The sequence below is a fragment of the Novipirellula sp. genome (assembly GCF_041583735.1).
Lineage (GTDB): Bacteria > Planctomycetota > Planctomycetia > Pirellulales > Pirellulaceae > Novipirellula.
In genome coordinates this window covers 1-13,188 of the sequence record NZ_JBFHFD010000209.1, presented here as the reverse complement: position 1 = coordinate 13,188, position 13,188 = coordinate 1, and the positions used below count along the sequence as shown (strand labels likewise).

The 13,188-nt window shown below is 56.3% G+C and carries 13 protein-coding genes; 8 read left to right on the top strand and 5 right to left on the bottom strand.

Annotated elements, in window-relative coordinates; all coding sequences use genetic code 11:
- Positions 1–583 (top strand): NAD-dependent epimerase/dehydratase family protein (locus ABX962_RS16585; RefSeq protein ID WP_372721159.1); only part of this gene is annotated, 583 nt, incomplete at its 5' end.
- A 26-nt stretch (positions 584–609) separates the two neighbouring features.
- Here ABX962_RS16585 and ABX962_RS16580 read toward each other — a convergent pair.
- Entirely contained in the window at positions 610–1,461 is an 852-nt protein-coding gene (locus ABX962_RS16580) for a hypothetical protein (protein WP_372721158.1), read from the bottom strand.
- A gap of 154 nt (positions 1,462–1,615) precedes the next feature.
- Here ABX962_RS16580 and ABX962_RS16575 point away from each other — a divergent pair, with 154 nt between their 5' ends.
- Positions 1,616–1,879, top strand: a complete 264-nt coding sequence (locus ABX962_RS16575) for a hypothetical protein (protein WP_372721157.1) — start codon at positions 1,616–1,618, stop codon at positions 1,877–1,879.
- Positions 1,880–1,973: 94 nt separating this feature from the next.
- On the opposite strand, the gene ABX962_RS16570 is transcribed toward ABX962_RS16575, so the two are convergent.
- Positions 1,974–2,210 (bottom strand): hypothetical protein, encoded by a 237-nt coding sequence (locus tag ABX962_RS16570; protein WP_339943942.1) that lies wholly within the window; start codon positions 2,208–2,210, stop codon positions 1,974–1,976.
- Between the two features lie 148 nt (positions 2,211–2,358).
- Positions 2,359–3,168 carry a pyrroline-5-carboxylate reductase gene (gene proC, locus ABX962_RS16565; RefSeq protein ID WP_372721156.1) on the bottom strand — a complete coding sequence of 270 codons (810 nt, stop codon included), beginning with the start codon at positions 3,166–3,168 and terminating at the stop codon, positions 2,359–2,361.
- Between the two features lie 199 nt (positions 3,169–3,367).
- Between proC and argB the strand changes: the two genes are divergently transcribed.
- From argB to ABX962_RS16535, 6 genes are all read left to right on the top strand, one after another.
- Entirely contained in the window at positions 3,368–4,231 is an 864-nt protein-coding gene (argB, locus tag ABX962_RS16560; RefSeq protein WP_339944039.1) for an acetylglutamate kinase, read from the top strand.
- A 131-nt stretch (positions 4,232–4,362) separates the two neighbouring features.
- Complete coding sequence (locus ABX962_RS16555; RefSeq protein ID WP_372721155.1) at positions 4,363–5,922, top strand: aminotransferase class III-fold pyridoxal phosphate-dependent enzyme; 1,560 nt, start codon at positions 4,363–4,365, stop codon at positions 5,920–5,922.
- An 81-nt stretch (positions 5,923–6,003) separates the two neighbouring features.
- Complete coding sequence (argF, locus tag ABX962_RS16550; protein WP_372721154.1) at positions 6,004–6,954, top strand: ornithine carbamoyltransferase; 951 nt, start codon at positions 6,004–6,006, stop codon at positions 6,952–6,954.
- A 24-nt stretch (positions 6,955–6,978) separates the two neighbouring features.
- Entirely contained in the window at positions 6,979–8,160 is a 1,182-nt protein-coding gene (locus ABX962_RS16545) for a glycosyltransferase (RefSeq protein WP_372721153.1), read from the top strand.
- 55 nt (positions 8,161–8,215) lie between these two features.
- Positions 8,216–8,932, top strand: a complete 717-nt coding sequence (rph, locus tag ABX962_RS16540) for a ribonuclease PH (RefSeq protein WP_372721152.1) — start codon at positions 8,216–8,218, stop codon at positions 8,930–8,932.
- A 62-nt stretch (positions 8,933–8,994) separates the two neighbouring features.
- Entirely contained in the window at positions 8,995–9,600 is a 606-nt protein-coding gene (locus ABX962_RS16535; RefSeq protein WP_372721151.1) for a thymidine kinase, read from the top strand.
- 242 nt (positions 9,601–9,842) lie between these two features.
- Here ABX962_RS16535 and ABX962_RS16530 read toward each other — a convergent pair whose 3' ends face one another.
- Both ABX962_RS16530 and ABX962_RS16525 read right to left on the bottom strand, forming a co-directional pair.
- A complete protein-coding gene (locus tag ABX962_RS16530; protein ID WP_339943956.1) occupies positions 9,843–10,790 on the bottom strand; it encodes a diadenylate cyclase in 948 nt (315 codons plus the stop codon).
- 155 nt (positions 10,791–10,945) lie between these two features.
- On the bottom strand, positions 10,946–13,188 hold a 2,243-nt coding region (locus ABX962_RS16525), incomplete at its 5' end, for a FimV family protein (protein WP_372721150.1).

Below are 13,188 nucleotides of genomic sequence, written 5' to 3'. Positions count from 1 at the left end.
GTATGCGAAATCCAAGGCCGTCATCGAAGATCATCTCGGCCAATTGCAACGAGACCAAGGGCTCGACGTGGTGATTACTCGCCCTGGGATTGTGATTGGCAAAGGAGGCTCGCCCTTTCACTGGGGAATCGGCATGTGGACTGGTGAAAGTTTTTGCCAAGTATGGGGCGATGGCAATAACAAATTACCGCTAGTCCTTGTCGACGATGTTGCCGAGGGATTGATCGCGGCGATGGATCACCCCGATATCAGTGGCGAATCCTTTAACTTCGTCGCCGATCCGGTGTTGACGGCAAAGGATTACCTAAGCGAATTGCAACGCGTTTCCAATGTGAGCATCGATATCAAACCGACCAAGATTTGGCACTTTTATCTGACTGACATGGCTAAATGGATGGTGAAGACAGCGGTCCGTCATCCCGATCGCCGCAAACCGAGCTATTACGATTGGGAATCAAGAACGCAAAAGGCCACATTCGATTGCAGCCGCAGCAAACAAGTCCTCCGGTGGCAACCGCAAAGCGATCGCCACGCACTGATTCAGCGTGGAATCGAAGACGCCATCGACGTATCGATGGCGTAATCGGAAGGCGTGGTTCGCTTGGACGTTTAGCGCCAAAGCGGCAAAGCGGGCAGGGTCGCAACGCCGGTGCTGGCCGGTGGCAATGCTCCGCTGTAACCTTGATTAGGCGTCGGATACAGCTCGGTGCTTCGCAATCCCGCTTGGCTGGACGATCGCCGCGGAGGATCGCTGGTCATGCGGCCGAGTGACGACGCGGCAATACGCGGTGGAGCGTAAACGGTCGTAGCCTGAGCAATCTGAGTTGTGGGGTTCGAGAAGGCTTCGACACGGGTGTTGGAATCGAGCGGACGCAAACGCGATGCAATCGCCTGTTCGCTTGTCGACGGGGGTGCTTGCTGCGGTGCAACGCGACCGACCGCTTCATAATCGATCTTCTGCTCGCGTTCCATTCGCACGAGTCGCTGAGGCACATTGACCGTGCGTGTCTCGGCAACCCACTCGGTACGCGTGTTGGTGCGGTGCACAACTTCGTTGCGACTTTCCCAACGAGTTTGCGGCACATGATGGTAGGCCAAGGTGGGTTGGCGGAACGGGTTCCAACGACCTTCCAAACGAGGCTGCCACTCGTACTGGACCACCGGCGTGTAGACGGTTCGCGCTTCGGGTTTGGTTTCCGTCACGGTCTGAGGCCGATAGACGGTCTGCTCTCGCTGTTCCGTTTTGGTTTCCACGACGGGGCGCTCGATCGTTTTAGTGACCTGGCGATAAACGATGCCGGTCTGAGGATCGGTGTAGTAGCCTGGAGACGATTGTGCCGGCGCCGTAGACTGACCGTGGACGGTCGAGTTTGTGGCACAACTGAAAACTGCGATCGTCGAAAACGTTGCACAAAGATGAGCAACCGGTTGGACGAACCGCGAGCAAGCTCGCGACTTCATGGCAATCCTCCGCCGTATTCGGAAACAAGAAAAGAACGAAATTTCGTTAACCAACCTGAGGCAGCATTAAATTAAGCTGATTCCGTGCGTCCATGCACCAGGTCTGCTTGCCTTAGTTTCGGAAACTCAAAGCATCAATGCTGAGCCAAATCAAATGATTGATCAAAATTTACTTTCCATGCTTCGCTGCGTCCTCAGCGGCGAGCCACTGCGGCCCGCAGAGCCTTCGTTTGTCGAAAAAATCAACGAATTGATCAAGAATGGCGAACTGCGTGACCGCCAAGATCAACGTATTCGCGAGGGGATTGAGACAGGCCTGATCCGCGAATCGGGCGGTTTGATGTACCCCGTCCGTGATGGCATCGCGTGCATGGTTGCCGATGAGGCAATTGTGTTGCCAGCAAACAAAGAAAGCTAGCAAGCAGGAGCGAACATCGCTGGAGGCTTCGGTTTTACGAACCGAATTTTGCAATCCGGGTCATTCCCAGCGTCACCCGCCTCGCCAAACCGTTTCACCAATCGGGGCTGTCATCACCGCGGGGATCGCCACACCATTTCGCCAATGCGGCGACGGTAGCATCGCGTTCACTCGCACTGGTCCACAGCGAGTCATCGACATCCAAGCGGACTTCGTAGTCCCCTTCGTGCATGCAATCGGGCTCGCCACAAAAGTGTGGAATCTCACTGACCCAAACGATTCGGTAAAGCGGGACGTGTTTGTCGTCAACTTTGATAATTGGTGATTCCATCGTTCTGATAACTTATGACGAGGTGAAAGTGGTCCAGCGCGGCGGTGCAGGGGTGTTCTCGGTCGCCCAGCGAAAGTGAAGCAAAGATCGCCGACGTTGTAAAGCGAGCGGCGATTCGTATGGAAATGGGATGCTGGAAATGGGTTGCTCAATCCGCAGCGAGTTCACGACTTCGCCGCGCCGACGCTACCACAGCATCGATCAATGCCCCTCTTATTCCATTTTGCTCCAGGACTTGGACCGCGGCAATCGTTGTCCCGGCAGGACTGGTGACTGAATCCTTCAATTCCCCCGGATGGCGACCAGTTTCCGCGATCATCTGCGCGGTTCCGAGCACCGTTTGGGCGGCCAACTTCATCGCCAGCGGACGAGGCAGTCCCGCCAAAACACCGCCATCGGCGAGTGCTTCGACGATCAAGCAAACGTAGGCTGGCCCCGAACCACTCAGCCCGGTAACGCCGTCCATTTGGGATTCGAGCACCGGAATCGCCAATCCCACACTCGAGAACAGCGTCGTAATCCAGGCACTATCTTGCTCGGAAACCTCGTCGGCACCGCAAAAAGCGCTGACGCCTTGACCGACCAAACAGGGGGTATTGGGCATCACACGAACGACGCGTTGGTGGCCGATCCAACCGCACAGCGATTTGAGCATCACGCCGGCAGCGACGGAAATCACGAGTTTTCCATCCCAAAACGGCTCCGCTTGCTGGGCCACTTTGCCAATCACCTTGGGTTTGACGGCCAGCATCACGGTATTGGCATCCTTGACCGCCTCGCTCAGATCGGGGCACACCGCCACCTGCGGCCGATTCTCGCTCCACCATTGGCGACTGGCCACATTGTGGTCGACAATCACGACATCCGCATCGTGAATGACTTGTTTATCGAGCATCCCACAGACGAGTGCTCGCCCCATTTGACCGCCACCGACGACAGCTAAACGTTGTTTTTGCATTATTTTCCTTAACTAGACCCACTGTTTTGCTGTTTGCTGGCCATCTCAATTGACCCTCTGGGTGGCCGCCTCTAAATTGATCGGTTTTTCCGTCTGCGGAAAGGCCACCAAAATCAGTCCAAATTCAAATCCAACAGACAAGAAGCGAGCGGAAGTGCCTGATTCGATCAAAAACGTTGACCACATTGGAGACTTTACCTTGGAAGAAGCGATCTCCAAAGCGAACACCCTGATCGAAGCGATGGGATGGATCCGTCAATTTCGAGGCAAAACGACGGTCATCAAGCTCGGCGGCAGCATTCTGGATGATCCACACGAATTGATGCACATCCTGTTGGACGTGATTTTCATGGAATCGGTGGGGATGAAGCCGGTATTGGTACACGGCGGCGGCAAGGCGATCAATCGTGAGTTGGCCGAATCAGGAATCGCTCCGAATTTTGTCCGTGGCCGCCGAGTCACCGATTTGCCGACATTGGCGGCAGTCGAAAAAGTGCTCGCCGGAGAGCTGAACGTCTTCCTGACCCAAGAAATCGAGCGACTCGGTGGACGGGCGATGAATTTGTCGTTCCAAACCACCAATGTGCTGTTCGGGCAGAAGTTGGTAGATCAGCCCGATGAAGACCTGGGGTTTGTCGGCGAAGTCACCCGTGTCGACCGAAATGTGATCGAAGGCTTGTCGTACACCGACCAAGTCCCCGTGATCCCCTCGATGTGCGAAGGGGATGACGGCCAACACTACAACGTCAATGCTGATACCGCGGCGATGGCGGTCGCTCAAGCGCTCGGAGCGGACAAACTTGTCTTCTTGTCCGACGTCAATGGCGTCCGACGTGACAAAGATGATCCGGATACCATTATCCATTCGCTGTCGTCCGCCGAGGCTCGAGAATTGATCAACAATGGTGTCATCAATTCGGGAATGATTCCGAAAGTCGAGGCCTGCTTGGAAACGCTCGGACGTGGTGTCAAGAAGGTCCACATCATTGATGGTAGACTGCGTCACTCGTTGCTGCTCGAAATCTTCACGACAAAGGGCGTGGGAACCGAAATACATCCATAAGGGGCAGGTCACTACGACATAAAACCGATCTTTTCCTCTCACTTTTCAAACTCAGCAGACGGAAACCCGCCCAATCAACCGGGCGGGTTGGCCGTCGTTTTTTGTTTTTCACGTCACTTCAAAGCATCCTCATGAGCGAACCTGCAGAGCCAAGCAAAGAAACGCCCGAGGAGTCCGGCGATGTGTCGCCCACGCTGCGAAGCGACGAAAAGGAGTTTGCCGAGGAAACTGAAATCGGCCAAGACGACCTAGTGATCGACGAGATCGAGGTCAGTGCGGAACTCGACGAAGAGGACGACGACGAGCAAGATTACGACGAGCAAGAGCAAGAGGACGACGAGGACGAAGACGACGAGGACGAAGACGACGAGGACGAGGACGACGAGGAGTTCGAGGAACTCGCCGCAGACCAAGACGATGGCGGAGACGAAGGTGCAGATGAGCCCGAACCGGCTGATCCACCGCGAGTCGCGGCGGCGAATGAAATTCCAGCCGTCCGGGTCAACACGACCGCCACCGATTTCGCTCCCGCGTGGGCAACCCGGCGAGCCCACGCCGAAGGCATTCGCTGTCAAGATGCGGCAGGGCACGCCTGGGTCGATGCTCTGGCGGGCCGAGCCAGCGCGGTGGGATTAGGCTGCAAGGCGATTGGCGATGCGATTCGCCAGACCGCCGACGCCAGCTTCGGTGACGCCTCGGCAGTGCGAGAGATCGTCGACGACGCGCAGCCCGAACTTGCTGCGGCGTTAGAGCAAGTGTTGCAGTCCGCAGACAACTCCAACGCGATCAGCGTGGATTCATGCTTGCTGTTTTCGGATGCGGATCTTGCGATCGAAGCGATGGTCACGTTTGCACGAACACGCAACGCAGAAACCAGCTACCGCACCCTTGCGCTTGCGGGGTCCGATCACGGACGGACGGCGTTGTGCCGTTCGGCCAGCGGGCAACCCTCGCTACACCAAGGATTCGGTCCCATGGTGGCCGGGTTTGATCACGTCAAACCCAACGATTTAAAGGCTCTTGAATCGGCAATCGATGAATCGACTGCCGCAGTGCTGCTGTCTCCCGTGAATCTAAGCAATGCGGCTCGCCCTCTCGATGGCACCTATCTAAGCAAAGTCCGCCAGATTTGTGACCAACGCGACTTAATGCTGTTGATCGACGAATCAAGACTCTGTTTCGGAGCCAGCGGATCCTGTTTCTCCTACACGTCGCTCTGTGACATCCCGGTCGATGGCATCGTGATCTCGGCGGGTCTGTTTGGTGGCCTCCCGGGCGGTTTGCTGATTGCATCCCAGCGGCTTACTGGCCATTCGATCCAACAATCAGCGAACTATCCGATGCAGCGGAATGTAGTACTAGCGATGCTAGACGAACTTTCGCGTCTCGGATGGCCTCATTCGGTTAACGAGTCGGCTCAAAACTTTGCGGTTGCGTTGGCAGAAGCGATTGCGGGCTTTGAATTCATTCGGGACATCCATGTGACCGGAATGACCATCGGTATTGAGACCGACTTGGCCGCGATGGAAATCGTCGGCGTTGCCGCGCGAAACGGACTTCGCATCGAACCCGCGGGGGAAACCTCGATCCGGTTGCAACCGCCGATCCACTTTAGCGACGCCGACCGCGACGCTTTATTGGGGCGGCTGGTCGAAACGATGCAGGCGATGGAACAAAGTGCAACGGAATGATCCGCCTCGCATTGCAGTTCTGCCTTTTTGAATCAATCACGAATCTGTTACGAAATTAAACACAACGATGAGGCCGTTGCCGTGCAACACCTACTAAGTCTATTCGATATCGAAGTTGACGATCTACGAAGCATTCTTGCGACATCGCTCTCGCTCAAACAGCGGTTGGCTGCGGGAGATCGTCCAGCGATCTTAGACCGTCGTGTGATTGCACTTTTGTTTCAGAAACCAAGTTTACGAACGCGAGTCAGCTTTGAAACGGGGATGGCTCAGCTCGGAGGCAGCAGTCTGTTTCTCGGTGACGACGTCGGTTGGGGAAAACGCGAATCGCCTGCCGACTTTACCCAAGTGCTCGGACAATTTGTCGACGCCGTGGTGTGTCGAGCCAAGAAACACGAACATGTCGAACTGCTGGCCAGCTTCAATGCGATGCCGGTCATCAATGGTTTGACCGACCTGTGCCATCCTTGCCAAGCGCTGGCCGACGTGTTGACCGTGCGAGAATCGTTGGGAGGGTACCAAGACAAACACATCGTGTTTGTCGGTGACGGTAACAATGTGGCCCAATCGGTCGCGTTGTGCACCGCGATGCTCGGCATGCGATTTACCTTGTCATGCCCGCCGGGTTATGAAATGGAAACCGATTGGCTTGCTCGCATCGCGGCCCGCTATCCCAAGGCCCGGATTGAAACCGTCACAGATCCCCACACAGCGGTAGCCGAAGCCGACGCGATTTACACGGACGTTTGGACTAGCATGGGGCAAGAAGCCGAGATGGCCGCTCGCCGTGCCGCGTTTGCCAATTACCAAGTCAACGAAAAACTGATGGCGGCCGCCCCACGGCACGCGCGAGTGCTACACTGCTTACCAGCCGTTCGAGGACAAGAAATCACCGACGCGGTGATCGATAGCGACCAAAGTGACGTCATTCGACAAGCAGGCAACCGCATGCATGCTCAAAAAGGGCTGCTGGTGTGGCTGCTCAATCGCAAGTGGATCGATGACAACATCAGCTCCGACCAAGCCGTTTAGCGACGAGACCCAACGAGGATGAACATGCGGAACGAAGGCTCGTCAAGCGAGTTGGCACGACGGGACAAACGGCATGTCTTGAGTATCCTGGTCCCAAGCTACAACGAAGAAGCGACGCTCGAAAAATGTATCGACCGCGTTCGCGCGATCCAAAGCGATATGTTGGGACTCGAGATCATCATCATCGATGACTGCTCGGAAAATCGCAGTCGTGAGATTGCAGAACAGCTCGCCGCCCGTTTCGACAACGTTCGTGTCTTGTTTCATTCGGTCAACCAAGGCAAAGGGGCGGCGATCCATACCGGCATCCAAGCCGCTACCGGTGACTTTGTTGCGATCCAAGATGCCGATCTCGAATACAACCCCGAAGATCTGCTACGGTTGGTCGTGCCGCTGATCCAAGACGAAGCCGAAGTGGCTATCGGATCGCGATTTTTCTCGCACGGCACCCATCGCGTCCTCTATTTTTGGCACACGATGGGGAATCGGTTCCTAACGTTCTTGTCGAACATGTTTACCGATTTGAATCTTACCGACATGGAAACGTGTTACAAAGTCTTTCGCCGCGACTTGATCCAGCAACTGGATTTGAAAGAAAAACGATTTGGATTCGAACCCGAAGTGGTTGCCGCCGTGGCCCAACGACGCGTGCGAATCGTCGAAATGGGTGTCTCGTACATGGGACGCACTTACGCCGAAGGCAAAAAAATCGGAGTGCGTGATGGGCTTCGCGCTCTGTACTGCATCGTGCGATACAACGCCCACAATTTGCCGGCACCGCTTCAATTTCTGCTGTATTTAATCGTGGGCAGTTTGTGTGCGATCGCGAACCTGGTGATCTTTCTCGGGCTGCTAGGCATGGATGTATCGGTGGGCGTTGCCGCTCCGATCGCCTTTGTGCTTGCCGCGGCAATCAATTATTGGATGTGCATCCACTCGATCTTTCGTCATCAATCTCGTTGGGGACGTTGGGGTGAAATTTTCTTATACACGCTCTCGGTACTGGTGATCGGAATCGTCGACCGTCAAACCACGCTTCTGTTAATCCATCAAACCGGCCCTGCGACGGCAAAGCTGCTTGCGACGTTGGTCGGATTGGCTCTGAACTTTGCCGCGCGGCGGTTGATCGTCTTTCCCGAAAAATCATTAGGTCCCTGGCAACCTCAAACAACATCGATGTCCTCGGACGAACCGCTGCAGAACTAACGTCCCCCCAATATTTATCTTCACCGACTTCCATCCATCGACACCGGACCCCTTGATGACTTCCCCCACCCGCCCCGCCGACCAACTTCGTGACGTGCAAATCGAACTCGGCTATATTCCCTCGAACCCCGCCAGCGTCTTGTATCGTTGCGAAGGGACGATTGTGTTGTGCACCGCGTCGCTCGAAGCCACGGTGCCGCCGTGGTTGGCCGGTCGAGGCAAAGGTTGGGTGACGGCGGAATACAGCATGTTGCCCGGCAGCACCCAGCCGCGGAAACCACGCGACCGCGGCGGAAAAATGGATGGCCGGACGACGGAGATCCAGCGGTTGATTGGCCGCAGTCTACGAGCCGTGGTCGATCTCGTTGCGTTGGGCGAACGTTCGATCACGGTCGATTGTGACGTCATCCAAGCCGACGGAGGAACGCGAACCGCATCGATCACCGGCGGATTCATCGCGTTAGCCAAAGCAATCGAAATTGCGGTTCCCGGCAGCCGGATTGGTGATGGCCCGATCCACGACAGCATCGCGGCGATCAGCACGGGAATCGTTAACGATGTCGCTCACTTGGACCTCGATTACAAATTAGATGTCGCCGCCGACGTCGACATGAACGTCGTCATGACCGGGGCGGGCAAGTTTGTCGAGATTCAAGGGACTGGCGAGGAAGCGACGTTTGACGACGACCAACTCGCGGATCTGTTGCGGTTGGCGAAAAAAGGGATCCGCGAGCTGACCGGCAAACAACTCGAAGCACTCGCGTCGTGCTAGCCCCAGAAACATAGGCCTGCCCCAAAACACAAGCTTGCCCTCAGGAAGGAGTCGCTGCCGCTATGGCCAAGTTGTACTTTTACTATTCCGCGATGAATGCGGGAAAGTCGACCGTGCTGCTGCAAGCGAGCTACAACTATCGCGAGCGGGGGATGAACACGATGATTCTGTCGCCCGAATTGGACACGCGTTTTGGATCAGGAAAGGTGACCTCGCGAATCGGATTGTCCTCCGAGTCGATGACGTTCAACCAAGCGGACAATTTGTTTTCCGTCGTCCAGAGCCAGCATGACGCGACGCCACTGCATGCCGTCTTCGTCGACGAAGCTCAATTTCTGACTCGATTGCAGGTGCGTCAACTGAGCGACGTCTGTGATTCGCTCGACGTTCCCGTGATGGCATACGGCTTACGCACCGACTTTCAGGGGCACTTGTTCGAAGGCAGCGAACATCTGTTGGCGTGGTCCGATACGCTCTCGGAAATCAAAACGATTTGCCACTGTGGACGCAAAGCCACGATGGTGCTGCGTATCGATACCAAGGGGCAACCGGTCAAGGACGGCAGCCAGATTCAAATCGGCGGCAACGAACGTTACGTCTCGGTGTGCCGCCAACATTTTAAAGAGGGCATGTCGACTCGCCGCGATGATGAACTGCCGCTGCTGTAGCAGCGGATGGGCAACGCTGTGACGCATTTTGTCGTAGCTACCTTCGCCACAGAAGGGGGTGATTCCTATTTGCGTGGCAACTATCCAGGCTTTGGCGAGCGTAGCTACAAAACTTTTCGAACCGATCCAAAGTTTTGAACTGATCCGAAAACAAGTAGCGACAATTCGCGTCCGCCGTTGGATCAAACTTGATTGGGCTGGAAATGCTTGAAGAATTCCGCGACACCCAAGATCAATACGCTTTAGTTTTCAGGCGGCGACGATGACGGCGGTTCGAAGTTGAACTCTTGCCACTTCACCGCCTTGTCCATCGGCTCGATTCGCATCACCAAATGACCGTCTTGGTACAAGCGAACGGTGCCGGTCGATTGGCTGACAACAACCGCGATCGCTTTGGTTTTTCGCGAAATTGCGGCGGCGGCCCAGTGTCTCGCCCCCAACCCTTTGCTCATCGTCAGATCTTCGTGCGAGACCTCGAGCATTTGCCGGCTCTTTTCGATCACGCCATCGCCCGCAATGATAAAGGCGCCATCAAGCTGAGCGACCTCTTTGGCATCCTCTTGGACTTTCTTATCCAGCAGATTGCGTTGCTTGCGGTTGTAGCCGCGGAAGGGATCAACCCCACTGTCGTTGGCATGCTCGAGCACCTTGCGAGTATCGCCAACGACGAACAGCGTTCCGACCGGTTTGCCTTCGCGGCCTTCGCGACCAATTTGGGCTGCCAAGTCGATGACCGCCTTGATTGTTTTCAGCGGCACGCGACTCTCGAGCATCTGCAGGTCACGGCTGGTCAATTGCCGCATCCGTTCATCGAGTTGCAGATGGCTGATCGAATCGAGCCGACCTTGTTGGAAACCGCTGTAAAGCGCGACGACTTCGCCATTGGTCCGAATCAACTCATCGGCGGCCGCTTCGAGCAGAGCGTGCTGGAGCCGTTCCAGCAGCGGAGCTTTTTCCTTGTTCAAGGCCAGCGGTTTTAGCCCCGCTTCAGAGGCACCCTCGAGGTCTTCGGGCGAATCGACCGCGACGATAAACGGCTTATCGAGCGGCTGAGCCATCTCGGAGATTCGTTTCCAGTCGGTTGAACCATCAAGCAGCAGCAGCAAAGCGTCCGCACCGCGATCACGAAAAAGGTCGATCGCTGCGCGAATCATCGCCGCATTATGTTTCGTCAGACGTTGTGTCGCCATTGCAGGGCGAACTCGACAAGTTGGGTGTGATTCAAACTGGGTAATTTAACAAGAGAATCCAAGTATTAGCGAAGCAGCCTGAACCGGCAACCAGATCAGCCCCGAAATCTGTGTTTTGTGGGCTGGATAATCGTCCGTTCGGGCGTTCACCCCCGTTACCGGCGTGTCGATCGATCACCGTTGGCGACGGCGGGCGTCTGCCAAGCCGGTCCACTGCGATAGGTTCGCTCGTAATACATTGCCAACGCACGCAGCGCGTGCCCTTTGGGTCCGATCTGCCAATCATGGTTCGGGTCGTTGTACATCGACGCTAACAGATACCGAATCGCACGCACCAAACGAGGATCTTGCAATTGCGAATCGGGCAGTGCGGTGAGCAACCATTCAACGATATGGCCGGTCGTTTGCACCTTGCGATCCCGATTGCCATTGTCTTCACGCCCCTCGAACCAATCGGTACTCATCGAGCCGTCGCGGTTTTGCAGCGAGAAGGCATAGTCGATGAAATCGTTGGTAAATTCTTCGGCTCGTGCCCATTGCCCCGTGATCGGGCGGCCTTCGGCACGTCGTTTCCGCAACGCATGAGCAAACCCCATCAAGCGGTGCGTTCCTCCACAGGCAGCTCCGACGATTGGCTGCGACAATTCTTCACGAATCAATCGCTCACAATCCCAGCGGGTTCCATCCGCTGCGATCCAGCTCTCGTCGGTATCCAAATAGTGCGACAGCGCGATCAGCGTGAAGGTCAGTTCTTCGCCGCTTTTGCAATCTGCCATCTCGCGTTTCACCACATCGCGAACCGAGTACTTTGTCGTGCCGACATACAAGGGGTAATCCACGGGGACGTTACACAACGAGAACACGCACAACATTTGAGCTTGGTGCCCCTGCAATCCCACGCCACTTTTGACGTGGATGCCATCACGGTCCTCTTCGAGCAACCGTTGACCGCGACTCGCGTTGTTCCCCGCCATCCACGCGATCGCGCTGTAATGTTGGCGTTCGGCGACGATCTTGGTATCGACGCCATAAACCATGATCGAATGCAACATTCCCCAATTGCTTCGTTCATTGGCAACTTCAGGGCGGCGATAATAGTTGACCAAACACCGCTGCATGACCGGTTTCAGTTTAGCAACCGATGCCGAAATACGTATCGGCCCGGTCGGCATCCCAACATAATCCAGTACAACCGGCTCACTCGCTTTGGCCCCCGTCGGTTCGTCCCATTGATCACCAACCGAAACCGATCGCTGTGGCGGGGCTGCCGCACTTGTCGCGAGCCGCGAATCGGCAACACGCTGCTGGGGATCCGATTCGCGACGCGGCGATTTGGCAGCAGGTTGCGAATCTGCAGTGGATGACGGCGAGGTGGTGATTTGGGGAGTCGCCTTTCTCAGACGGTCGCCAAGACTTAAATCTTCGACCACCTCGTCAGCAAACTCTTCCGCGACCTCCTCGTTGTCTCCGTCGGATGCCAACGCTTCCTCGGCCTCGAATCGCTCACGATCCGTTACGACCGGGTCGCTGTAGCGGTCTCCGGCGGTACTCCGTTCGGCATCTTCCCAACTCTCGGACTCTTCACTGGCTGGCTCTTCACGCGCGGGCTCTTCACTGGCGATCACTTCGCTCAAGCCTTCCAGCGCTGTGTCATCGTCACTGGCCAAGGCGTCCACCGCAGGGCTCGCTAAAGGGCTCGCTAAATCAGGCCCAGCCAACTCGGGACTTGCCAACTCGGGACTTGCCGTCGGCGCCAGCTCGAGTTCCAATTCGTTGAACTTCTCTGCAGGCGACAACTCGGTCGATTCGCTCACCGCGGACTCGGGGGAACGCGTCGCCGATCGCATCGGATCGACCGAGCGAGTGATTGGAATCAAAGCGGGCGTCTCGGACACCTTCTTGCTGGGCTGCTGGGTGGCGCGGGAATCGGTCGGGGCCGCGTCCTTGATCGTCGCGTCCTTGATCGTCGCGTCTTGGATCGTCGCGTCCTTGATTAACGGGCTCGCGACTTCGGGATCCCGAAGCGGCAGCGGATCACGCAGAGGCAACCGTTCTGGATCGGCCACAATGCGGCGTGCTCGCGGCACCCAATTATCATCGTCCGACGGCGTGTTCGAACCGACCGCCGGCGTCTGCCGCGACGGCGTGTCGACCACGACCGGTTCATGTTGCCCGCGCGTCTGCATCGAGGGCGGATCGCTCACCAATGGAACACTCGATGGCGGCGTGGGTGGAGTCGTCTTCTTGGATGAATCGGGCTTGTTCGTCAATACATCCAGCAGCCATGGACGCCTCGCTATCCGCACTTCCGCCGAGGTATCGAGTGGCGGATTAAGCACAACACCCTCGTCACCTACCGCGAACTGCGAGCACGAAATAGCTAGCAAACAACTGAGAG